Genomic DNA, 21866 nt, shown 5'->3' on the forward strand with positions numbered 1-21866 from the left:
GTGACGCCCGCGTCGTTATCGTCGGGCGATGCGAATCGCCGTCGTCCAGCCCGTCCCCCTGTTCGACGACCTCGCCGGATCCTGCGGGGCCATTGTCGACCGGATGCGCTGGGCCGAGACCAACGCGATCGACCTGCTGCTGTTCCCCGAGGCGTACCTTCTCGGGCACAGCTACGATCGCGCGACGATCCGCCGCCGGGCCGCGGCGATCGGGCAGGGCGGATTGGCGACGCTGTGCGATCGGCTACGCGGCTTCGCGCCGACACTCGTCGTCGGCGCGTTCGAGTGCGACGGCGATATGCTGTCCAACCGGGCACTGGTGATCGAGCGCGGTGTCGTCCGTGGCCGCTACGCCAAGGCCTTTCCCAACGAGCCGGGCGTGACCGCAGGCGTCGATTTCCCCGTGTTTGAGCGGTCGGGCGTGCGCTTCGGCATCAATATCTGCAACGACGCCAACCATGCCGCGCCCGCCGCGAAGCTCGCGGCACAGGGAGCGACGCTCTTGCTCTACCCGCTCAACAATATGTTGCGGACCGACACGGCGCAGCGCTGGCGCGAGCGGAGCCTCGACAATCTCGTCTTGCGGGCACGGCAGACCGGGTGCTGGATTGCCTCGGCGGATGTGGTCGGCACGGCCGGTGCGTTGGTCAGCCACGGCTGCAGCGCGATCGTCAGCCCGGCGGGGGAGGTCGTTGCGCGCGTGCCCGAGGATGAAGCGGGCGTTGCGCTGTTCGACCTCCCCCCGGCCGCCTAGGCGCGCTCGCTCAGTTTGCGCTCCCACGCCAGCGCATCGCGGACGATGCCGTCGAGATCGGCGCGCTGCGGCGTCCAGTCGAGCGTGGCGAGGATCGCGCTATTGTCGGCGACGAGCTCGCCGGCATCGCCTGCGCGGCGCCCTTCGATCACGCGATTCAGTTTCATGTTGGTCACGCGATCGACGGCGTCGAGCACCTCGAGCACCGAGAAGCCCTTGCCGTAGCCGGCGTTGAGCGTGTGGCTCCTGGTCGGTTCTGCCTCGAGCAGGTCGAGCGCGGCGACATGCGCGGCGGCGAGATCGGTGACGTGGATGTAATCGCGCACACCGGTGCCGTCGGGCGTGGCATAATCGGTGCCGTAGACGCCGACCGAGGCGCGCTTGCCGAGCGCGGCCTCGACCGCGATCTTGATGAGATGCGTCGCGCCGACGGTCGACTGGCCGGTGCGCTGCTGCGGGTCGGCGCCGGCTACGTTGAAATAGCGCAGCACGGCGTAGTTCATCGGATAGGCCGCGGCGACGTCGCGCAGCATCGCCTCGGTCATCAGCTTCGACATGCCGTATGGGTTGATCGGCACGGTCGGGTCGCCCTCGGCCACCGGCACCCGCTCGGGCGTGCCATAGGTCGCCGCAGTCGACGAGAAGATGAAGTGCTTCACGCCCGAGGTGACCGCGCTTTCGAGCAAAGCGCGGCTCGCGACCGTGTTGTTGCGATAATATTTGAGCGGGTTCGAGACCGATTCTGGGACGATGATCGATCCGGCGAAATGCATCACCGCCCGGACGTCGTGCTCGCGCATCGTCGCGCGGACGAGGCCGTCATCCTCGATCTCGCCGCGCACCAGCGTCGCGCGTGGGTCGACCAGCCAGTCGAAACCGGTCGAGAGATTGTCATAGACGACGACCCTGTGGCCCGAATCGAGCAGCGCCAGCACGGCATGACTGCCGATATAGCCCGCACCGCCCGTCACCATCACTGATCCGTCGTGCATCTTCGTCTCCTTGCCCCTCGCCCCACGCGGGGAGATTGCGTCGCGCTACCGCATTCCTATCTAGGAAGCAGCAATAAAGGATTCGAAAATGGCAAGCGAAGTCGCAACCCTGGCCGGCGGATGTTTCTGGTGTACCGAGGCGGTGTTCAAGGATGTGATCGGGGTCGAGACGGTCGAGAGCGGCTACATCGGCGGCACCGTGCCCGATCCGACCTACAAGCAGGTCTGCGGCGGCGACACCGGCCATGCCGAGGCGATCCGCGTGACGTTCGACAAGGACCAGGTGTCGTACGGCGAGATCCTCGACATGTTCTTTGCAACGCACGATCCGACCCAGCTCAACCGCCAGGGCAACGATGTCGGCACGCAATATCGCTCGGCGGTGTTCCCGGCGGATGCGGCGCAGCGCGATGAAGTCGTGGCGGCGATGGCGCGCGCGGCGGGCGACTGGCCCGCGCCGATCGTCACGACGATCGAGCCGATGAGCGAATGGTATCCGGCCGAGGATTATCATCAGGATTATTGGGACACCGAAGGCCGCGGCAATCCCTATTGCCTCGCGGTGATCCCGCCGAAGCTCGCCAAGCTGCGCAAGAGCTTTGCGGCACGGTCGAAAGCGGCGGCAGCGGCGTAACGCCGCTGCTCAAGCGTCGCGGTGCGCCGCGCGTTTGAGCCGATCGTTGATGGCAGCGCCGATCCCCTCGCTCGGGATCGGCGCTATTGCGATCCGTGCCGATGGTGATGCGTCTGCGGCGTGCAGCGCCGCGAAGAGGTTGGTCGCGGCGTCGACGAGGTCTGCGGTCGGCGATAGAGTGGCGGTACCCGCGATGGTGCCGAAGCCGATCAGATATTCATCGGGTGCCGCCGTGGTGGCGTTGAGGCGCAGTGGCTTGCTGGGCGCGTAATGGCTCTCAAGCTGGCCGGGGGCGGTGATCGCTGGGGCTGCCAGGCTATCTGCTTTTTCAGTTACCGGTGAAAGCGTTCCGAACCTCGCCAGCGCCTCGGCCGTGATCGGTCCTGGCCGGAGCACGCGCAGACCACCCGCAGTCGCGACGATCGTCGATTCCAGTCCCGATTCGGTCGCGCCATCGTCGACGACCAGCGCAATGCGGCCATCGAGGCTAGCGACCACATGCGCCGCCTGCGTTGGGCTGATCGCGCCGCTGGCATTGGCGGACGGCGCCGCCAGGGGCTTGCCCGACGCCGCGATCAGCGCGCGCATCGCGCGGTGCGCCGGCACGCGCAGTGCGATCGTCGGCAGCCCCGCCGTCACCGCCGCGGCGATCCCGGCACCCACGCGCAGCGGCAGCACGAGCGTCAGCGGCCCCGGCCAGAACGCCTCGGCGAGCGCGCGCGCGACCGGATCGAACTCTGCGATCGCCTCGGCCGCCGCGAGATCGAGGACATGGACGATCAGCGGATTGAAGCTCGGCCGGCCCTTGGCTTGGTAGATCCGCGCGACGGCGGCCGAATCGGTCGCGTCGGCGGCGAGCCCGTAGACCGTCTCGGACGCGATCGCGACCGGCTGGCCGGTCAGGATCAGCGCAGCGGCGGCGGCGATCGCGGCCTCGCCGTAGGGTAAGGTCTGCGTCGTAAAAGGTGGGTTTGGCGGGATCATCTGAGAAGGCTATAGCCCGGCGCAGCAGCCCCGATAAGGGGCACCGACGTCAGAGGATCCGCCATGTTCACCCCCGCCACCGCCGACCAGCGTTTCGTGCTCGATCACATCGTCGGGATCGCCGATCTCGCCGCGACCGAACGCTTCGCCGCCGCCAGCGACGATGTCGTCGACGCGGTGCTCGAAGGCGTCGGGCAACTCGCGGCGGGCGAATGGGCACCGCTGCTGCGCGCGGGCGATACGGTCGGCGCGAAATGGACCCCCGAAGGCGTCGTCATGCCCGACGGTTTCGTGAAGGCGTATCACGATTATGTCGAGGGTGGCTGGGGCACGATCGGCGTTCCCGAAGAATTCGGCGGGCAGGGGCTGCCCTTCGCGATCCAGACCGCGGTGCTCGACACGCTCGGCTCGGCGAACATGGGTTTCGCGCTCGCCCCGACGCTGACCGTCGGCGCGATCGAGGCGCTGGCGCATCATGGCAGCCCCGAGCAGCAGGCGCTCTATCTCCCGCATCTCGCGACCGGCGAATGGACCGGCACGATGAACCTCACCGAGCCGCAGGCGGGCTCTGACGTCGGCGCGCTGCGCTCGACCGCGACGCCGCTGGGGGACGGCAAGTGGAGCATCAAGGGCACCAAGATCTACATTTCGTTCGGTGACCATGACATGGCGCCCAACATCGTCCACCTCGTGCTCGCGCGCACGCCCGGGGCGCCTGCCGGCACCAAGGGTATTTCGCTCTTCCTCGTGCCGAAATATCGCCTGAACCCCGACGGCACGTCGGGCGATTTCAACGACGTCCGCGTCGTCTCGATCGAGCACAAGATGGGCCTGCACGCCTCGCCGACCTGCGTGCTCAGCTTCGGCGATAACGACGACTGCGTCGGCGAGCTGATCGGCGGCGAGTTCGGCGGGATCCGGGCGATGTTCACGATGATGAACAATGCGCGGCTCAACGTCGGTCTGCAGGGTGTGCAAGTCGCGGAAGCCGCGACGCAGGCGGCGGTGACTTATGCGCTCGATCGCGTGCAATCGCCGCGCGCCGGCGCCGCGAGCAAGGAATCGGTCAAGATCGTCGAGCATCCCGACGTCCGCCGCATGCTGCTGCGGATGAAGGCGCAGACGCAGGCGGCGCGCGCGCTGGTCTATTACGCCGCGGCGCAGGTCGATCGCGCGGCGCTCGGCGAAGCGGGCGCTCAGGACCGGCTCGAGATCCTGACCCCGCTTGCCAAGGCGCACGGCACCGATCTCGGCAACGAAGTCGCCAGCCTCGGCATCCAGGTGCATGGCGGGATGGGCTATATCGAGGAGACCGGTGCGGCGCAGTTCTTCCGCGATGCGCGCATCACGCCGATCTACGAGGGCACCAACGGCATCCAGGCGGCCGATCTGGTCGGGCGCAAGCTGTCGATGGCCAATGGCGGGGTGTTCGCCCAGCTGATCGCCGACATGCGCGCCGAGGCGCAGGACACCGGTCTGATCGCGCTGATCGACGCGTGCGACGAAGTCGGGCGCGGCATGGCCGGGCTCGATGCCGACGACAAGCTCGCGGCGAGCTATCCGTTCCTGACGATGCTGTCGGTCGCGACCTGCGGCTGGCTGATGGAGCGGTCGGGGCGGATCGCGACGGGCGACGATTCCTTCTCGGCGATGAAGCGCGCGGCCTGCGCCTTCTACGTCGCGCAGATCGTTCCCGAGGCGATGGGGCTCAAGGCGGCGGCGACGGCGAAGGCCGACGTGCTCTATTCGGTCCCGGCGGAGGCGTTCGCCGCGTAAGTGGGACGGCTCACGCTACCGGCAGAGCTGGCCGCACGTCGGTTCTGCCGAAGTCGTTTCCGACATACAGGAGCGATGCCGATCGCTCGGCGGCCAAGGCATAAGCGAAGCAATCGCCGAAGTTCAGGCCCGCCACATCGACACCCTTGCCCCACCGCGCATAGGCGTCGGCAACGCTCCGTGCCGCCGCCGCGGTAATGCTTGTGACTTCCAAGCCCAATCCGTCCAGCAATTGGCGCATCTCATCACCGCACCCGCGCCGGTCCGCAACGATAAGAGCTTCGGCCATGGTACCTGCCGAAATCGCGAGCGCATCCGCGGTCGACAGCGCGTCCATGCAGGCATCGGCTTCGGGCTCATTGAGCAGGATCGCCATCAACGCTGACGTATCGGCGACAATCATCGCGGTAGGCCGTCCTCACCGTAGAGATCATCCTGGCTGCGTGCGGCGCTTGGCCCTGGCGTGATTCGCAACGCAGCGGCGCGGCGGACCTGCTCGATCAGCGCGCGGCGGCTGGCTGCGCTCCGACTGCACTCGACTGGCACCAATCGGACGGCTGCGCGGCCGTGGTGCGTGAGCACGATCTCGTCGCCCGCCTCCGCGCGCCGCACCAAATCGTTCAATTGACCCTTCGCGTCGGTTACGGACACCTGCACGGAAGACTCCTCGCAATAGCGTGTTCAGCCGTTGGCACTATTAAACAGCCAACCGGACAGCATCAACGCAGGCGCATTGAACGCAGCAGCGCTCTACCAGCGCTCAGGCCTTCTCGCGCTCCAGCAGGTCGGCAACGTCGAGCCCGAGCAATTCGATATGCGCGGCGATCCGCGGCCAGCTCGTCGTGACGAAATGCGCACGCTCGGCGGCGCGGAGCTTTTCGGCGGCGCCCGGCAGCACGAACATGCCGACCCCGCGGCGGACCTCGACATAACCGTCGTCCTGGAAGCTCTGATAGGCCTTGGCGACGGTCAGCGGGTTGGCGCCATGTTCGGCAGCGAGCGCGCGGACCGAGGGAAGCTGGTCACCCGCGCGAAATTCACCCCGCAGGATCGCGGCGGAGATCGTCCCGCGCAGCTTGATATAGACCGGGCTGTCTTCACTGTTCAAAGCTGTCATGCTGACCTAATACAGCAACGATCATGGCGTGTCCAGTCTTTCACTCGCCCCATTTTGAAACGATCGTGCTCTGATCGGGGCGCGGGCGTTCCTCTAATTGCCTGGCGGGGGTTCCGAGGAAGAAAAAGCCGACGATCCGTTCCGGCGCCGCGCCGAACGCATCGCGAACGGCGTCCGACGTGCTCGCCCAGCCGGTCAGCCACCCGCCGGCAAAGCCCAGCGCATGCGTCGCGTTCAGCAGGTTCATCGCCGCGGCGCCGGCTGAAAGCTCCTGCTCCCACAAGGGGATATGGCTCGCGGTGCGTGGCGAGAAGAGGATCACGACCAGCGTCGGCGCCTGATGCGCGAACTGTTCGAACGCCTCGAGCTCTTTCACGCGCGCTTCCGGCCGCTCGATTCGATAGGCATCGGTGATCACCGTCGCGAGCGCGGCGCGCTGCTCGCTCCCCACGATGACGAAGCGCCACGGCGTGATCTTGCCGTGATCGGGCACGCGCGCGGCGACCTGCAGGATCGTGTCGAGTTGGTGGCCATCGGGGCCCGGCGCGACGAGATCGCGCGGCTTGCCCGAGCGGCGCGTGGCGAGAAGCGAGAGCGGGCTGGACGAGTCGTTGAGCATCGCCGCGCTGTAGCGGCACCGCTCGCATATTTACACCTCCGTCCAAGCCGCTAGTCTCATCGGTAACAAGTCGGCGCCGAAGGTAGCGGCGCACGGGCATTCAGGGAGCTTTTCGTACATGGTGGACACCCCGACCGCGGATACCCCGCGCGAGCCGGATATTTCGCACGTCAATCCGGCGACGGGCGCGACCTGGTTCGGGCATCCGCGCCAACTCGCGCGGCTGTTCACTACCGAAATGTGGGAGCGGTTCGGCTATTACGGCATGCGCGCGCTGCTCACGCTGTATCTCACCAAGCATTTCGTGTTCGGCGATCGCGCGGCGACCGGCCTCTATGGCGGGTTCACCGCCTTGGTGTATCTCACCCCGCTGGTCGGCGGCTATCTGGCGGACCAGTATCTCGGCTCGAAGCGCTCGGTGAAGTTCGGCGCGATCATGATGGCGGTCGGCTATTTCACGCTCTGCTTCGGCGGCCAGACCGCGGTGCCCTATGCGACGATCGACGGGCAGCGCTACAATGTCTCGGTCGAAGCCAAAGGCGGGACCGAACAGCGCTTCATCACCGACCAGGGCAAGCGGCTGCAGGTCAAGGGCAATGACGACGGCACCGTCTCGCTGCTCAACACCGACGGCAGCACCGCGCGGACGATCGTCAAGGACGGCTTCAAGTCCGACGCCGAGCGCAGCCCGCTTTACGTCACGATCATGCTGCTCGCGCTGAGCCTGATCTCGGTCGGCAACGGCTTCTTCAAGCCCAACATCTCGACGATGGTCGGCGAGCTCTACGCGCAGGGCGACCGACGCCGCGATTCGGGGTTCACGATCTTCTACATGGGGATCAACCTCGGCTCGCTCGGCTCGCAGATCCTGTGCCCGATCCTGGCCGAGACGTTCGGCTGGTGGGCCGGCTTCGGCCTCGCCGCGATCGGCATGCTGATTTCCTATACGCTGATCCAGTTCGATGGCGGCAAGCTCGCCGGGTACGGCGAGGCGCCGGTGCGCAGCGGGCCCGATCGCGCGATCCCGATCTATCTGGGCGCACTGGTCGCGGTGCCGGTGCTCTATTTCCTCTTCACCAACCTGATGAATTCGGTACCGCCGGTGCCGGGCTCGGGCTTCGTCGGCTATCTCGCGTCGCTGTCGCTGATGGGCAAATTGCTGTTCGGCACCTTCCTCGTCTCGATCCCCGGCATCCTGATCTGGTCGTTCGTCGTCGGCGACAAGCGCGAGTTCCAGATGATGCTCGCCGCGATGGTGCTGATCGTCTTCAACGTCGTGTTCTGGACGCTGTTCGAGCAGGCCGGCTCGTCGCTGACGCTGTTCGCCGATCGCAACACCGACCTGCGGCTGTTTGGCAATTTCGCGATCTCGGCGCCGCAGACGCAATTCTTCAACGCCTTCTTCATCGTCACGCTCGCGCCGATCATGAGCATCCTGTGGACTACGCTCGCCAAGCGCGGGCTCGAGCCGTCGATCCCGGTCAAGTTCGGCATCGCGCTGATCGGCGTGGGGGCGGGCTTCCTGTTCCTCGTGCTCGGCGCAGGCTTTGCCGGGCCGAACTTCCAGGTCGGCATCTGGTGGCTGGCGGGGCTCTATTTGATCCACTCGATCGCCGAATTGTGCATTTCGCCGGTCGGCCTGTCGATGATCACCAAGCTGTCGATCGCACGGATCGTCGGGTTGATGATGGGCGTGTGGTTCCTGTCGATTTCGTGCGCGCAATATGTCGCAGGGATCGTCGCGCAGTTCGCCAGCGTCGAGACGGTCGGCGGGCAGGTGACCAACCTCAAGGTCAGCCTCGACACCTATACCGGCACCTTCACCACGATCGCCGAGCTGGCGATCGCGCTCGGCGTGCTGCTGCTGTTGCTGTCGTGGCCGCTCAAGAAGTGGATGCACGGGGTCAAATAACCGGGGGGAAGACGGGATGGACGGCACGGAAATGGTGATCGCCGCGGCGGCGGCGTTCGTGGGGACGCATTTTCTGCTGTCGCATCCGCTGCGCGCGCCGATCGTCAGGGCGATCGGTGCGGGCGGTTTCATGGGGCTCTATGCGCTCGTCGCCTTCGCCACGCTCGGCTGGCTGGCGCATGCCTATCGCACCGCGCCGCCCACGCCGCTGCTGTGGCCGGTCGGCGAGGGCATCTGGGGGCCGGTGACGCTCGTCATGCTGGTCGCGAGCATCCTGCTGATCGGCTCGTTGATCGGCAATCCCGCTTTGCCCGGCCCGCCCGATCGTGCGGTCGCGGTCCCGGCCGCGGCGCGCGGCGTGTTCGCGGTGACGCGGCATCCGATGCTGTGGGCGTTCGCTTTGTGGGGGCTGTGCCACATCGCGGTCTATCCGGTCGCCGCCAACATCGTCGTCGCGGTGGCGATCATCCTGCTGTCGCTGGTCGGTGCCGCGCTGCAGGATCGCAAGAAGGAAGCGCTCCAGGGCGAGAGCTGGCGCGCGTGGGAGGCCAAGACGAGCTACTGGCCGTTTCTCGCCATCGCCCAGGGCCGCGCCCGCTTCGGCGGCTTCCGCCCGCATGATCTGGCGGGCGGGGTGATCGTCTGGCTCGCCGCGACCTGGGCGCATCTGCCGATCGCCGGGGTTGCGGCCGGGGTGTGGCGCTGGATCTACGGCTGAGCGCCGGGTCGCTTCTCGCGGCGGGCGGGGCACGCCCTTCACAATTCCGTTCGCCCTGAGCTTGTCGAAGGGCCGTCACCGCTTGCGTTGGGCGCGCGAGGGGAGGGCAGGGCTTCGACAAGCTCAGCCCGAACGGCCGGGTGGGGTCACGCTGTCGGCTACAGCCGCACCATCTTCATGCCGCGCGCGGTGTAGCGCGGCCCCGCCGTCCCGCCGCGCGGTGCGGCGGCGTCGATCTCGGCGAGATCCTGCGCGCTCAGCTCTACGTCGGGCGCGCCCGCGCTGTCGGTCAGCGTCGCGCGGCGCTTGAAGCCCGGGATCGGCACGATCGTGTCGTCCTGTGCGAGCAGCCAAGCGAGCGCGATCTGCGCGTTCGAGACGCCGTGCCGCGCCGCGACGCCTGCGACCGCATCGACGATCGCGAGGTTGGCAGGCATGTTCTCGGCCGAATAGCGCGGATCGTTGTGGCGCCAGTCGTCGGCGGGCAGATCGTCGAGGCTGCGGATGCTCCCGGCGAGGAACCCTCGCCCGAGCGGCGAATAAGGCACGAAGCCGATGCCATGCTCGCGGCACACGCCGAGGATCTCGTCCTCGACGTCGCGCTCCCAGATCGAATATTCGCTCTGCAGCGCGGTGATCGGGTGCGTCGCGGCGGCGCGGCGCAGCGTGTCGGGGCCAGCCTCGGACAGGCCGATATAACGGATCTTGCCCTCCTTCACGAGCTCGGCCATCCCGCCGACGGTCTCCTCGATCGGCACGCCGGGATCGACGCGGTGCTGGTAGAACAGGTCGATCGTGTCGATCCCGAGCCGCTTGAGCGACGCCTCGCAGGTCGCGCGGGCATTGGCCGGGCTGCCGTCGACGCCGGTGATCTGCGTGCCCTCGAAGCGGAAGCCGAACTTGGTGGCGATCACCAGCCCGTCGCGCTTGCCCTTGATCGCCGCGCCGAGCAGCTCCTCATTGGCGAACGGGCCATAGATCTGCGCGGTGTCGAAGAAGGTGATGCCGAGGTCGATCGCGGCATGGATCGTGGCGGTCGATTCGTCGTCGGTCGCCGCGCCGTAGGAGATGTTGCCCTCCCGGATCATCGGCATGCAGCCGACGCCGATCGCGGAGACTTTTAGGTCGGATCCAAGCGTACGATATTTCATCGGTGCGTCTCCTGTAGCAGGGTGTCGGCGGCGGTCATCGGCGCGGCATCGCTGCGCGCGGCGACGGTCAGCGTCACGGCAAGGTCGAAGATGACATTGCCGAGCGTACGGAAGATATCGGGCATCGTCTCGACCGCGACAAGCAGGCCGAGCGGCGCGACCGGCACGCCGAGCGTCACCGCGAGCGGCGCGATCGCGCTGATGAAGCTCACTTGGCCGGGTAGGCTGACCGAGCCGAGCGAGGTCAGCACCGCGATCGCAGTGGCGGCGGCGAGCGTCGGGAAAGTCAGCGGCACGCCGAACCAGCCCGCGACATAGATGGCGACCGCCAGGTTCATCGCCGGGCCGGTCGCGCGCAGCATCGCCACCGCGAGCGGCAGCACGACGCCCGAGGTCGCGACGGGAACGCCCATCGCCTCGGTGCTCTTGAGCATCGCGGGCAGGCTGGCGAGCGAGCTCTGCGTGCTCAGCGCGACCGCCAGCGGTGGCAGCGATTCGCGCACGAAGCGGCCGAGCGCGATCCGCCCGCCCCACACCGCGACCGGCAGCGCGAACAGCGACATGATGATCCCGACCGACGACACCGTCGCGACATAATGGAACAGCGCGCCAACCGCGGCGGTGCCGGTCTTGGCGGCGACCGTCAGCGCGAGCGCGAACACGCCGATCGGCGCGATCCAGATGATCCAGCCGATCATCACCAGCATCGCATCGCGGATCGCCGCGAAGAAGGCGGTGAGGATGTCGCGCCCCTGCCGGTCGATCTTGGTCAGCGCGAAGGCGAAGACCAGCGCGAACAGGATCAGCGACAGGAAGGCGCCGTTGGCGGCGGCGGCGACGACGTTGCTCGGCACCATCCCGGCGAGGAATTCGCCGAGCGGCGGCACCGCGCCCGCCGGGGCTGCGTCGACCAATGCGCCGCGCAACGCGGCGGCCGAGGCGGCGGGCATCGGCGCGAGCCCGAGCAGCAGCGGCGTGACGAGCGCCGACAGGACTGCGCTCGCGCTCATCACCACCAGGATGATCGCGATCGCCCGCGCGGCGATCGCCCCGCTCTGCGCGGCGGCGGTGGTCTCGGCGATGCCGGTGACGAGCAGGGCGAACACCAAAGGGATCACCGTCATCTGCAACCCATTGAGCCACGCGGTGCCGATCGGCTGCGTCACCGCGACGACCCCGGGCACCGCCGCGGGCAGCCCCGCCGCGAGCGCGACGCCAAGCAGCAGGCCTGCGACGAGCGCGAGCAATATTCGGGTCGATGGCGTATTCAGCTTTGGGGACATACTCGCCCTTTGGAATGGCGGGCGCTATCAGCAACCCAGGATATCGGCATAACCGAACGGACGCGCGCGCATGGCAAGAAAATATTTCGGCACTGATGGCATTCGTGGGCGGACCAACGCCACCCCGATGACGGCGGCGATGGCGATGAAGGTCGGCATGGCAGCGGGCGCGCACTTCCTGCGCGGCGAGCACAAGCATCGCGTGGTGATCGGCAAGGATACGCGCCTGTCGGGCTACATGCTCGAATCGGCGATGGTCGCGGGCTTCACCAGCGTCGGGATGGACGTCGTCTTGCTCGGCCCGATGCCGACCCCGGCGGTGGCGATGCTGACGCAGTCGATGCGCGCCGATCTCGGCGTGATGATCTCGGCCAGCCACAATCCCTATTCGGACAATGGCATCAAGCTGTTCGGGCCCGACGGCTACAAGCTTTCCGACGCCGACGAATTGGCGATCGAGGCGCTGATCGACGGCGACATCGCGCTGTCGGCCGCCCCCGACATCGGCCGGGCGCGCCGCGTCGACGATGCGCAGGGGCGCTACATCCACTTCGCCAAATCGACCTTTCCCGAGAATATGCGGCTCGACGGGATGAAGATCGTCGTCGATTGCGCCAACGGCGCCGCCTACCGCGTCGCGCCGACCGCGCTGTGGGAATTGGGCGCGGACGTCGTCGCGATCGGCGTCAGCCCCGACGGCAAGAACATCAACGACGGCGTCGGCTCGACCGCGCCGCAGACGCTGTGCGAGACGGTCGTGGCATCGGGCGCACAGCTCGGCATCGCGCTCGATGGCGATGCCGACCGGCTGATCGTGGTCGACGAAAAGGGCAATGTCATCGACGGCGACCAGCTGATGGCGACGATCGCGAGCGGCTGGGCGCGCAGCGGGCGGCTGCGCAACGGCGGGCTGGTCGCGACGGTGATGTCCAACCTCGGGCTCGAGCGGCATCTGGCGGCCCAGGGCATCGGGCTGGTGCGCACCGCGGTCGGCGATCGCCACGTGCTCGAGGCGATGCGCGCGCAAGGGTACAATGTCGGCGGCGAGCAATCGGGGCACATCATCCTGTCGGATTATGCGACGACCGGCGACGGGCTGGTCGCGGCGCTGCAGATCCTCGCCGAGCTGGTGTGGGCGGGCGCGCCGGCGAGCGAATTGCTGCACCGCTTCGAGCCGCTGCCGCAATTGCTCAAGAACGTGCGCTTCGCCGGCGGCAAGCCGCTCGACGACGATGCGGTCAAAGCGGTGATCGCGGCGTCCGAGGCCGAATTGAAGGGCCGGGGTCGGCTGGTGATCCGCCCGTCGGGCACCGAACCGGTGATCCGCGTTATGGCCGAGGGCGACGATCCCGCGCAGGTCGAGCGCGTGGTCGATCGCATCTGCGACGCGGTGCGCGTGGCGGCGGGGTAAAGGTTTTCCCGCACGCCCCTTCTTTCTCCCCTCCCGCTTGCGGGAGGGGCTTCTTCTTACTCCCCTCCCGCTTGCGGGAGGGGCTGGGGGAGGGCAGTGCGGCACGGGATCTGCCTCGGTGATGCGACAGGCCCTCCCCTAACCCCTCCCGCAACCGGGAGGGGAATAAGGAAGAAGTGGAAGGGAAAAGGAAGATACGATGCTCGAAATGCGCCCCGATTGCGAACGCTGCGGCGTCGATCTTCCCGCCGACCAGGCCGGTGCGTTCATCTGCTCGTTCGAATGCACTTTTTGCGCCGAATGCGCCGAGAAGGCCGACGATCGCTGCCCCAATTGCGGCGGCGAACTGATGGATCGGCCAGCGCGCGTCGATGATCTGCTCGAACGCTATCCCGCCTCGCTCGAGCGCCGGTTTAAGCGATGACGCCGCGCGTCCTGATCATCGCCGGCTCGGATTCGGGCGGCGGCGCCGGCATCCAGGCCGACATCAAGACGGTGACGATGCTCGGCGGCCACGCGATGACCGCGATCACCGCGCTCACCGCGCAGAATACGCTCGGTGTGCAGGCGGTGATGCCGGTGCCGGTCGCGATGGTGATCGCGCAGATCGATGCGTGCATCTCCGACATCGGCGTCGATGCGGTCAAGATCGGGATGATCGGCTCGGCCGAGATCGCGCATGCGGTGGCGGATGTGCTGGAAAAGAACGACGTCCCGATCGTGTTCGATCCCGTCATGGTCGCGACCAGTGGCGATGTGCTAGCCGATGCGGCGACGATTGCGGCGTTCGAGCGGCTGATGCGCATATCGGTGCTGACCACGCCGAATCGGCACGAGCTCGCGGTGTTGGGTGGCAAGGAGGCGATGTGGCAGCATTGTGGGGCGCTGTTGCTCAAGGGGGGGCACGGCGACGGTGACGACATTTCGGACACGCTGGTCGAGAGCCACGGCAAAACCGACTGGTATGCGCGTCGCGTTGACACGCGCCATACCCACGGCACGGGTTGCACGCTGGCAAGCGCCATCGCCACCGGGCTCGGCCAGAACATGACGATGCAGGATGCCGTCGATCGCGCGATCCTGTTCGTCAGAACTGCTTTGGCCCATGCACCCGGTGTCGGCGCAGGGCAGGGGCCGATGGGGCATGCGATGGGGCGGATTCCGTTCTACGACGCCTTGGCCGCAACGGACGCCAGTGGCTGGGATGCCGCTGCTTTCGCCGCGCGCTGGTCCTGACATGCCTAGCCTCAGACACGAGAAGCTCTGCCTGGCCCCGGTAGCGGGCGTCGATGAAGCCGGCCGTGGCCCGCTCGCCGGCCCGGTCGTGGCGGCCGCCGTCATCCTGCCCGCCAAGGGCGTCCCGCGTGGGATCAACGATTCGAAGAAGCTCCCGCCGCACGAGCGCCAGCGGTTGCACGATCGGCTGCGGGCGTGTGCGATCGTCGGGATCGGGATCGTTGAGGCGGACGAGATCGACACGCTCAACATCTATTGGGCGACGATGAAGGCGATGACGCTCGCGGTGGAAGCGCTCGGCTGCGCGCCGGGCCACATCCTGGTCGACGGCAATCGCCTCCCCAAATGGGGTTTCGCCGCGACGCCGATCATCAAGGGCGACGCGATCAGCCTGTCGATCGCCGCCGCTTCGATCATCGCCAAGCATACCCGCGACACGATCATGCTCGCGCATGCCGAAGCGCATCCGCATTACGGCTGGCATGCGAACAAGGGGTACGGCGCGCCCGATCACCTGCGCGCTTTGCGCGAACATGGGCCGTGCGCGCTCCACCGGCGCAGTTTTCGTCCCGTCGCCGAAGCTTATTTGGTGAACGAGTCTTTGGCGCCACACACCAGCGCTTGAGCCTGTGGATAACTCCGGACTCAATATCTGGGTCGTTTCCCGAAATGTTCTGCGAAATTGACGGAATCTCAAGGGCTTTCGTTAACCAATGTTCGCTTGACGCGAGTCCCTTTGCTGGCAGGGATGCGCTCCACACACGAAGGGGCGACGACGATGGGGGTTTTGGAGAAGATCAGGAAAGCGGCGCCGCGCGCGGTCGAGGCACCGGTGCAGCTCCCGCTCGATCAGATCCTGCGGGGCGATTGCATCGCGGCGATGCGCGCTCTGCCGGCCAAGTCGGTCGACCTGATCTTTGCCGATCCGCCCTATAACCTGCAGCTCGGCGGCGATCTGTCGCGCCCCGATGGCAGCCATGTCGATGCCGTCACCGACGAATGGGACAAGTTCGATTCGCTCAGCGCCTATGACAAGTTCACGCGCGAGTGGCTCGCCGAGGCGAAGCGCATCCTCAAGGACAATGGCGCGATCTGGGTGATCGGATCGTACCACAATATCTACAAGGTCGGCGCGGCGATCCAGGATCTGGGCTATTGGATCCTCAACGACATCGTCTGGCGCAAGACCAACCCGATGCCCAATTTCAAGGGCACGCGCTTCACCAACGCGCATGAGACGCTGATCTGGGCGTCGATGGGCGAGAAGTCGCGCTACACCTTCAACTATCGCAGCATGAAGACGCTCAACGATGAGCTGCAGATGCGCTCGGACTGGGAATTCCCGACCTGTGGCGGGCAGGAGCGGTTGAAGCGCGACGGCGTGAAGGTGCATCCGACGCAAAAGCCCGAGGCGTTGATCTATCGCATCCTGCTCGCCTGCACCAAGCCCGGCGACGTGGTGCTCGATCCGTTCTTCGGCACCGGCACGACGGGCGCGGTCGCCAAGCGGCTCGGCCGGCACTGGATCGGGATCGAGCGCGAGAACGATTACATCGCGGCGGCGGAAGAGCGCATCGCGGCGGCGCTGCCGCTCGATGAATCGTCGCTCAAGACGATGCAGAGCCCCAAGGCCGCGCCGCGCGTCGCCTTCGGGACGATCGTCGAGAATGGCATGTTGGTTGCGGGCGCAGTGCTGGTCGATGCCAAGCGGCGCTACAGCGTCACGGTGCGGGCGGACGGCTCGGTGATCAGCGGCGACCAGACGGGGTCGATCCACAAGCTCGGATCGGTGTTGCAGGGGGCGCCCGCCTGCAACGGCTGGACCTTCTGGCATTATGAGACGCCCGAGGGGCTGAAGCCGATCGATACGCTGCGCCAGACCTATCTGCTCGCGACGCAGATCTGAATGCGTCGCCCCGGCGAAGGCCGGGGCCGGTCCGCTGTTGCGCGTGACGTGGGTTTCGCGTCAAACGCAGCGGCCCCGGCCTCCGCCGGGGCGACGGGATAATCTATGAGCACCCTCCACCTCCGCCCGATCCAGTTCGCCGACACGCCGATCGACCGCGACGGCGAGGTCGCCCGGCTGGCGGGCGGGATGCTGTGGTTCTCCGCTTATGCGGTGACCGAGGACGGCCACCGCCGCACCGTGCCGATCACCGCGCTCGACGCGCTGTTGCGCGACGAGCGTGCCGCCCGGCTTCACGCCGCGATCACCGCGCCGCGCGCGGCGCTGACGCTCGGCGCGCGGACGCTGCGCTTCGATCAGCCGTCGGTGTGCGGTATCCTCAACGTGACGCCCGACAGCTTCTCCGACGGCGGCACGCTGCAGGACGACCCGGTTGCCGCGGCGAGTGCTGGCGTGGCGATGGCGGCGGCGGGCGCGGCGCTGATCGATGTCGGTGGTGAATCGACCCGGCCCGGCGCGCCGACGGTGTGGGAGGGCGACGAGATCAAGCGGATCGTCCCCGTGGTCGAACGCCTCGCGCGCGCGGGCACGCTGGTGTCTATCGATACGCGCAAGGCCGGCGTGATGGAGGCGGCGCTCGCCGCGAACGCGGCGATCGTCAACGATGTCGCCGCTTTACTGTGGGACGATCGCGCGCTCGAGGTCGTCGCCAAGGCGGGATGCCCGGTGGTGCTGATGCATTCGCCCGATCCTGCGAAGGGGCCGCATGGCGGCAATGGCTATCGCGACGTCGTGCTCGACGTGTTCGACTGGCTCGAGGCGCGGATCGCTGCGGTGGTTGCCGGCGGGGTCGATCGCTCGCGGATCATCGTCGATCCCGGGATCGGCTTCGGCAAGTCGCTCGCTGACAATCTCGCTCTGCTCAACGACCTGGCGATCTTCCACGGCCTGGGCCGCCCGATCCTGCTCGGGGCCAGCCGCAAGCGCATGATCGGCGCGCTGTCGAACGAAGCGCCGGTGACCGATCGGCTCGGCGGCTCGATCGCGCTGGCGATGGCCGGGATGATGTCGGGGGTGCAGTTGCTGCGCGTCCACGACGTGGCGGAGACGGTGCAGGCGGTGCATGTGTGGCGGGGTCTGCGCGACCGCGCGCTGGTCGGGCGGTAGCCTGAGGCTACCGCCCTGGATGGCTCAGCAGCCGTTCTTGCGATTCTGCGCGGCGTCGTGGCGCTTGTCGAGCGTCTTGCCGAGCAAGGCGCCGCCGACACCACCGGCGACCGTGCCGAGCAACCCGCCACCGAGCACGTTGCCCGCAACCGCGCCACCGACGCCCCCGGCAATCGCGCCGGTCGTCCCGCTGCTGCGCTTGCACGGATAATAGCGACCGTCATTTCCACGATAGGTGCGCTCGTCGCGGCGATCATACCGGCGGTCGTCGCGACGATCGTAGCGGCGGTCATCGCGATCCTGCGCGAAGGCGGTGGCCGGGACGACGGTCGGGACCATGGCGAAGGCGGTCAGGGCCGCCAGAACGATTTTCTTGCTCATCGGAAATACTACTCCTTTGCAGCAACAACCCGCGGGCGGGCGCAGGTTTCCCTAACGCGCCGATAATTTGCGGTGAAACGTTCCCGCCACAGGGGCGCTCACGCTGCCGCGTTGTCGATCCCCAGCTCGCCGAGCTTGCGATAGAGCGTCGAACGCCCGATCCCGAGCCGCCGCGCGACCTCGGTCATGCGGCCGCGATAATGGCCGATCGCGAGCCGGATCACGTCGGCCTCGATCTCCTCGAGCGCACGCAAGTTACCGTCGGCGTGGAACAGCGTGACGCCGCCGCTGGTCGCCATCGGCACCGGTGTCGGCGTGGTGTGGCGCTGTCCGCCAAGCGCCGCGATCTGCGGAAAATCGGCGCGCGTCAGCGCGGCACCGTCGCACAGCACGGCGGCGCGGAACAAGGCGTTCTGCAACTGGCGGACATTGCCCGGCCAGTCGTAGCGGCCGAGCAGAGCGAGCGCGTCGTCGGTGATGCCGAGCGGGCGCAGCCCGGGCTGCTGCGCGATCCGCGCGAGCAGATGGCGCGCGAGCGCGGGAATGTCGCCGGTGCGTTCGCGCAGCGGCGGGATCGTCACCTGGACGACGTTGAGCCGGTAATAGAGATCCTCGCGGAAGCGCCCGGCCTCGACTTCCTCGATCAGCCGCTTGTTGGTCGCCGCGATCACCCGCACATCGACCTCCTTGGTGTGGCGCGCGCCGATCGGCTGGATCTCGCCCGACTGGAGCACGCGCAGCAGCTTGACCTGCGCCTCGAGCGGCATCTCGCCAATCTCGTCGAGGAATACGGTGCCGCCATCGGCCTCCTGGAAACGTCCGATCTTGCGCTCGAACGCGCCGGTGAAGGCGCCCTTTTCGTGGCCGAACAGTTCGGATTCGATCAGATTGGGTGGCAATGCGCCGCAATTCACCGCGACCATCGCCTTCTTGCCGCGCGGGGAGGCGGCATGGATCGCCTCGGCGACGACTTCCTTGCCGACGCCGCTTTCGCCCTCGACCAGGACGGGAACGCGCGCGCGCGCCGCCTTCGCCGCGATCGCCAGCGCGGCGCGGAAATCGGGCGCCGAGCCGACAATCTCGTCGAAGGCGAGCAGCGCCGGGATCTTCTCGGTCAGCGGGCGCAATTCGCCGGCCGTCATGCCGGCGACCGCGGTGTCGAGCGCGGTCAGCAGGCGCTCGGGGGCGAGCGGCTTGACGAGGAAATCGGTCGCGCCGCTGCGCATCGCTGCGACGGCCTGCGCGACCGACCCGTTGGCAGTGAGCAGCAGCAGAGGCAATGCCGGGCGGCGGCGGCGGATCTCGTCGATCAAAGCGGTCGGGTCGGATTCGGGCGCCCACTGGTCGAGCAGGATCGCGTCGAGCTGCATCCCGTCCTGCGTGCCGAGCATCGCGATCGCCATCTCGCCATCGGCGGCAAAGACGGCCCGCCAGCCGCGCCGTGCCGCGATCGCCGCGACGAGGCGCCGTTGCGCCGGTTCGTCGTCGATCAGCATCAGCAGCCGCTGTCCGTTACGCGTCATGCGTTCTTCCCATTCGTCTCGAATCCGACGCAAACGATACCGACAAGGTGTGAAAGCGCCCTTAAACGCCCCGGCGTGGGACGCGCGGGACACGCAGCGGTGGGCATCCGGGCGTTAGGGGCGGGGCTTGAGGCGAAGCGCCAGCCAAGCTAAGCACACGGACGAACCGGGGGACTACCCCGTCTGCAGGGGATGGAACGATGGCTGCCGACAACGAGTTGCAGGTCCACCGCGCGACCTATGACAAGGTCATCAACGTCATGAAATATGGCGCGGTCGCGGTCTTCATCATCGCCTTCGTGGTGGTGTGGCTGGTCTCGGGCAAGTAGGCGTGAAGATCGCCGTCCTCCGCGAAACCGTCGAGGGCGAGCGCCGCGTTGCCGCGACCCCTGAGACGGTCAAGAAATTCCTTTCGCTTGGCGCGACCGTTGCGGTCGAGGCCGGCGCCGGCGCGACCGCCTCGATCGCCGACGCCGATTATGCCGCGGTCGGCGCGACCGTCGCCGACCGCGCGGCGACCTTGGCGGGTGCCGGGATCGTGCTCGGCGTGCAGGGGCCTTCGGCCGATGCGCTGGCGGGCGTCGCGCCGGGCGCGTGGCTCGTCGCCGGGCTGAACCCGTTTGCCGATCGCGCGCGGATTGACGGCTATGCCGCTGCCGGGCTCGAGGCGCTGGCGATGGAGTTCATGCCGCGCATCACGCGCGCGCAGTCGATGGATATCCTGTCGTCGCAGTCGAACCTCGCCGGCTACAAGGCCGTGCTCGATGCCGCCGGCGTCTATGGCCGCGCCTTCCCGATGATGATGACCGCGGCGGGCACCGTTTCCGCCGCGCGCGTGTTCGTGATGGGCGTCGGCGTGGCTGGCTTGCAGGCGATCGCCACCGCGCGGCGTTTGGGCGCACAGGTCTCGGCGACCGACGTGCGCTCGGCGACCAAGGAGCAGATCCAGTCGCTCGGCGCCAAGCCGATCTTCGTCGAGAATGTCGCGGGGATCGAGGGCGAAGGCTCGGGCGGCTATGCCGGCGAGATGAGCCCCGAATATCAGGCGGCGCAGGCCGACCTCGTGTCGGGACATATCGCCAAGCAGGATATCGTCATCACGACGGCGCTGATCCCGGGGCGCCCCGCGCCACGGCTGATCTCGGCGGCGCAGGTGGCGAGCATGAAGCCGGGCTCGGTGATCGTCGATCTCGCGGTCGAGGCGGGCGGCAATGTCGAGGGCGCGGTTGCGGGCGAGGTGGTCGTGGTGAACGGCGTGTCGATCGTCGGCTATCGGAACGTACCGTCGCGGTTGGCGGCGGATGCGTCGGCGCTGTTCTCGCGCAACCTGTACAATTTCCTCAACGCCTTTTGGGACAAGGAGGCCGGCAAGCCCGTGCTCGACGCCGAGATCGGCGATGCGATCCGGCTGACGCAGGGCGGCAAGGTCGTCAACGCGCGGTTGCTGGGATGATGCGGGCTCGTGGCCAATGCCGGCAAACTCCTCGAGCGCATGCACGCCAACCCGCGCGACTGGCGGATCGAGGATGTGGTGGCGGTGTGCGACGGGTTCGGGATCGCTTGCACGCCACCGCGCAAGGGGTCACATTATAAGGTGAAGCATGTCGAGCGGACCGAAATCCTGACGATCCCGGCGCATCGGCCGATCAAGCCGATCTACATCCGGGAGCTCGTGCGGTTCATCGACGCAGTGCAGGGGCTACGGAGATGAATCCGTTCGATTACGAAGTCGACATCCTGCCGCTCTCCGCCGCGGATGGCGGCGGCTATACTGCGGTTGCCCCGGAACTTCCGGGCTGCCGTTCCGATGGCGAGACCCCGCAAGAGGCGCTCGACAATATCTACGACGCGATCGGGTGCTGGATCGAGGCGGCGCAGGAAATGGGGCGTCCCGTCCCGCAACCCCGCCGCGCCGCCGCCTGACCGACTGGGGGACTGACTATGGACTTCATCTCGATTCTCTCGATCTTCGTGATGGCCTGTTTCGTCGGCTATTACGTCGTCTGGTCGGTCACGCCGGCGCTCCACACGCCGCTGATGGCGGTGACCAATGCGATTTCCTCGGTAATCATCGTCGGCGCGTTGATCGCGGCTGCTGCGGCGGGGATCGGTGGCGGCGGGGCGACGTCGAAATGGCTCGGACTGCTCGCGGTGGTCTTGGCGAGCGTCAACATCTTCGGCGGCTTTGCGGTCACCGCGCGGATGCTCGCGATGTACAAGAAAAAGGCGCCGAGCGCGGCGAAGCACTAATTTCGTCACCCCGGTCTCGTGCCGGGGTCCACTCATCCACTGACGCTGGGGC

At 67.5% G+C, this 21866-nt stretch carries 26 protein-coding genes; 16 read left to right on the forward strand and 10 right to left on the reverse strand.

What is annotated here, in order from left to right; genetic code table 11:
• Positions 1-28: 28 nt before the first annotated feature.
• Complete coding sequence (locus U1872_RS12625; RefSeq protein ID WP_332793246.1) at positions 29-754, forward strand: carbon-nitrogen hydrolase family protein; 726 nt, start codon at positions 29-31, stop codon at positions 752-754.
• On the opposite strand, the gene galE is transcribed toward U1872_RS12625, so the two are convergent.
• The gene (galE, locus tag U1872_RS12630; protein ID WP_332793247.1) at positions 751-1746 is read right to left on the reverse strand and encodes a UDP-glucose 4-epimerase GalE; all 996 of its coding nucleotides are present in this window, start codon (positions 1744-1746) and stop codon (positions 751-753) included. The two genes, U1872_RS12625 and galE, sit on opposite strands and share 4 nt — an antisense overlap.
• Before the next feature lie 88 nt (positions 1747-1834).
• Here galE and msrA point away from each other — a divergent pair, with 88 nt between their 5' ends.
• Positions 1835-2380 (forward strand): peptide-methionine (S)-S-oxide reductase MsrA, encoded by a 546-nt coding sequence (msrA, locus tag U1872_RS12635; protein WP_332793248.1) that lies wholly within the window; start codon positions 1835-1837, stop codon positions 2378-2380.
• 9 nt (positions 2381-2389) lie between these two features.
• Here msrA and U1872_RS12640 read toward each other — a convergent pair whose 3' ends face one another.
• The gene (locus tag U1872_RS12640; RefSeq protein ID WP_332793249.1) at positions 2390-3364 is read right to left on the reverse strand and encodes an L-threonylcarbamoyladenylate synthase; all 975 of its coding nucleotides are present in this window, start codon (positions 3362-3364) and stop codon (positions 2390-2392) included.
• Between the two features lie 63 nt (positions 3365-3427).
• On the opposite strand from U1872_RS12640, the gene U1872_RS12645 reads away from it, so the two are divergent.
• Complete coding sequence (locus tag U1872_RS12645; protein ID WP_332793250.1) at positions 3428-5140, forward strand: acyl-CoA dehydrogenase family protein; 1713 nt, start codon at positions 3428-3430, stop codon at positions 5138-5140.
• A 10-nt stretch (positions 5141-5150) separates the two neighbouring features.
• Here U1872_RS12645 and U1872_RS12650 read toward each other — a convergent pair whose 3' ends face one another.
• The 4 genes from U1872_RS12650 to U1872_RS12665 all read right to left on the reverse strand — a co-directional run bounded on the left by U1872_RS12650 (position 5151) and on the right by U1872_RS12665 (position 6876).
• Positions 5151-5543, reverse strand: coding sequence for a type II toxin-antitoxin system VapC family toxin (locus tag U1872_RS12650; protein ID WP_332793251.1), 393 nt, complete (start codon positions 5541-5543; stop codon positions 5151-5153).
• Complete coding sequence (locus U1872_RS12655; protein ID WP_332793252.1) at positions 5540-5797, reverse strand: type II toxin-antitoxin system Phd/YefM family antitoxin; 258 nt, start codon at positions 5795-5797, stop codon at positions 5540-5542. Before U1872_RS12655 ends, U1872_RS12650 begins: the two co-directional genes overlap by 4 nt.
• 103 nt (positions 5798-5900) lie before the next feature.
• A complete protein-coding gene (locus tag U1872_RS12660) occupies positions 5901-6257 on the reverse strand; it encodes a GntR family transcriptional regulator (RefSeq protein WP_332793253.1) in 357 nt (118 codons plus the stop codon).
• A 40-nt stretch (positions 6258-6297) separates the two neighbouring features.
• Entirely contained in the window at positions 6298-6876 is a 579-nt protein-coding gene (locus U1872_RS12665) for a nitroreductase family protein (protein WP_332793254.1), read from the reverse strand.
• 118 nt (positions 6877-6994) lie between these two features.
• On the opposite strand from U1872_RS12665, the gene U1872_RS12670 reads away from it, so the two are divergent.
• Together U1872_RS12670 and U1872_RS12675 are read left to right on the forward strand one after the other, a co-directional pair.
• Positions 6995-8788, forward strand: coding sequence for a peptide MFS transporter (locus tag U1872_RS12670; RefSeq protein ID WP_332793255.1), 1794 nt, complete (start codon positions 6995-6997; stop codon positions 8786-8788).
• Positions 8789-8804: 16 nt separating this feature from the next.
• Entirely contained in the window at positions 8805-9506 is a 702-nt protein-coding gene (locus U1872_RS12675) for an NnrU family protein (RefSeq protein ID WP_332793256.1), read from the forward strand.
• A 158-nt stretch (positions 9507-9664) separates the two neighbouring features.
• On the opposite strand, the gene U1872_RS12680 is transcribed toward U1872_RS12675, so the two are convergent.
• Complete coding sequence (locus U1872_RS12680) at positions 9665-10657, reverse strand: aldo/keto reductase (protein WP_332793257.1); 993 nt, start codon at positions 10655-10657, stop codon at positions 9665-9667.
• Positions 10654-11940 carry a dicarboxylate/amino acid:cation symporter gene (locus tag U1872_RS12685; protein ID WP_332793258.1) on the reverse strand — a complete coding sequence of 429 codons (1287 nt, stop codon included), beginning with the start codon at positions 11938-11940 and terminating at the stop codon, positions 10654-10656. Before U1872_RS12685 ends, U1872_RS12680 begins: the two co-directional genes overlap by 4 nt.
• A 70-nt stretch (positions 11941-12010) precedes the next feature.
• Between U1872_RS12685 and glmM the strand changes: the two genes are divergently transcribed.
• The 6 genes from glmM to folP all read left to right on the forward strand — a co-directional run bounded on the left by glmM (position 12011) and on the right by folP (position 17660).
• Complete coding sequence (gene glmM, locus U1872_RS12690) at positions 12011-13351, forward strand: phosphoglucosamine mutase (RefSeq protein WP_332793259.1); 1341 nt, start codon at positions 12011-12013, stop codon at positions 13349-13351.
• Positions 13352-13550: 199 nt separating this feature from the next.
• Entirely contained in the window at positions 13551-13775 is a 225-nt protein-coding gene (locus U1872_RS12695) for a DUF1272 domain-containing protein (RefSeq protein WP_332793260.1), read from the forward strand.
• On the forward strand, positions 13772-14587 hold the full coding sequence (gene thiD, locus U1872_RS12700; RefSeq protein WP_332793261.1) for a bifunctional hydroxymethylpyrimidine kinase/phosphomethylpyrimidine kinase: 816 nt from the start codon (positions 13772-13774) through the stop codon (positions 14585-14587). The genes U1872_RS12695 and thiD overlap by 4 nt, the downstream gene beginning before the upstream one ends.
• Position 14588: 1 nt before the next feature.
• Entirely contained in the window at positions 14589-15212 is a 624-nt protein-coding gene (rnhB, locus tag U1872_RS12705; protein WP_332793262.1) for a ribonuclease HII, read from the forward strand.
• A 153-nt stretch (positions 15213-15365) separates the two neighbouring features.
• Positions 15366-16493, forward strand: a complete 1128-nt coding sequence (locus tag U1872_RS12710) for a site-specific DNA-methyltransferase (RefSeq protein WP_332793263.1) — start codon at positions 15366-15368, stop codon at positions 16491-16493.
• A gap of 105 nt (positions 16494-16598) precedes the next feature.
• A complete protein-coding gene (gene folP / locus U1872_RS12715; protein ID WP_332793264.1) occupies positions 16599-17660 on the forward strand; it encodes a dihydropteroate synthase in 1062 nt (353 codons plus the stop codon).
• A 24-nt stretch (positions 17661-17684) separates the two neighbouring features.
• Here folP and U1872_RS12720 read toward each other — a convergent pair whose 3' ends face one another.
• Together U1872_RS12720 and U1872_RS12725 are read right to left on the reverse strand one after the other, a co-directional pair.
• On the reverse strand, positions 17685-18041 hold the full coding sequence (locus U1872_RS12720) for a hypothetical protein (protein ID WP_332793265.1): 357 nt from the start codon (positions 18039-18041) through the stop codon (positions 17685-17687).
• Positions 18042-18139: 98 nt separating this feature from the next.
• Entirely contained in the window at positions 18140-19564 is a 1425-nt protein-coding gene (locus U1872_RS12725) for a sigma-54-dependent transcriptional regulator (RefSeq protein ID WP_332793266.1), read from the reverse strand.
• Positions 19565-19764: 200 nt separating this feature from the next.
• Between U1872_RS12725 and U1872_RS12730 the strand changes: the two genes are divergently transcribed.
• The 5 genes from U1872_RS12730 to U1872_RS12750 are packed head-to-tail and all read left to right on the forward strand — an operon-like array spanning position 19765 to position 21814.
• Positions 19765-19893: an aa3-type cytochrome c oxidase subunit IV gene (locus U1872_RS12730; protein WP_332793267.1), complete on the forward strand. Its 129-nt coding sequence runs from the start codon at positions 19765-19767 to the stop codon at positions 19891-19893.
• Between the two features lie 2 nt (positions 19894-19895).
• On the forward strand, positions 19896-21017 hold the full coding sequence (locus U1872_RS12735; protein ID WP_332793268.1) for an NAD(P) transhydrogenase subunit alpha: 1122 nt from the start codon (positions 19896-19898) through the stop codon (positions 21015-21017).
• Between the two features lie 9 nt (positions 21018-21026).
• Positions 21027-21275: a type II toxin-antitoxin system HicA family toxin gene (locus U1872_RS12740; protein WP_332793269.1), complete on the forward strand. Its 249-nt coding sequence runs from the start codon at positions 21027-21029 to the stop codon at positions 21273-21275.
• The gene (locus tag U1872_RS12745; protein WP_332793270.1) at positions 21272-21487 is read left to right on the forward strand and encodes a type II toxin-antitoxin system HicB family antitoxin; all 216 of its coding nucleotides are present in this window, start codon (positions 21272-21274) and stop codon (positions 21485-21487) included. The genes U1872_RS12740 and U1872_RS12745 overlap by 4 nt, the downstream gene beginning before the upstream one ends.
• 18 nt (positions 21488-21505) lie before the next feature.
• Complete coding sequence (locus U1872_RS12750) at positions 21506-21814, forward strand: NAD(P) transhydrogenase subunit alpha part 2 (RefSeq protein ID WP_332793271.1); 309 nt, start codon at positions 21506-21508, stop codon at positions 21812-21814.
• Positions 21815-21866: the final 52 nt, after the last annotated feature.

This window comes from Parasphingomonas frigoris (assembly GCF_036663815.1).
Classification (GTDB): domain Bacteria; phylum Pseudomonadota; class Alphaproteobacteria; order Sphingomonadales; family Sphingomonadaceae; genus Sphingomonas.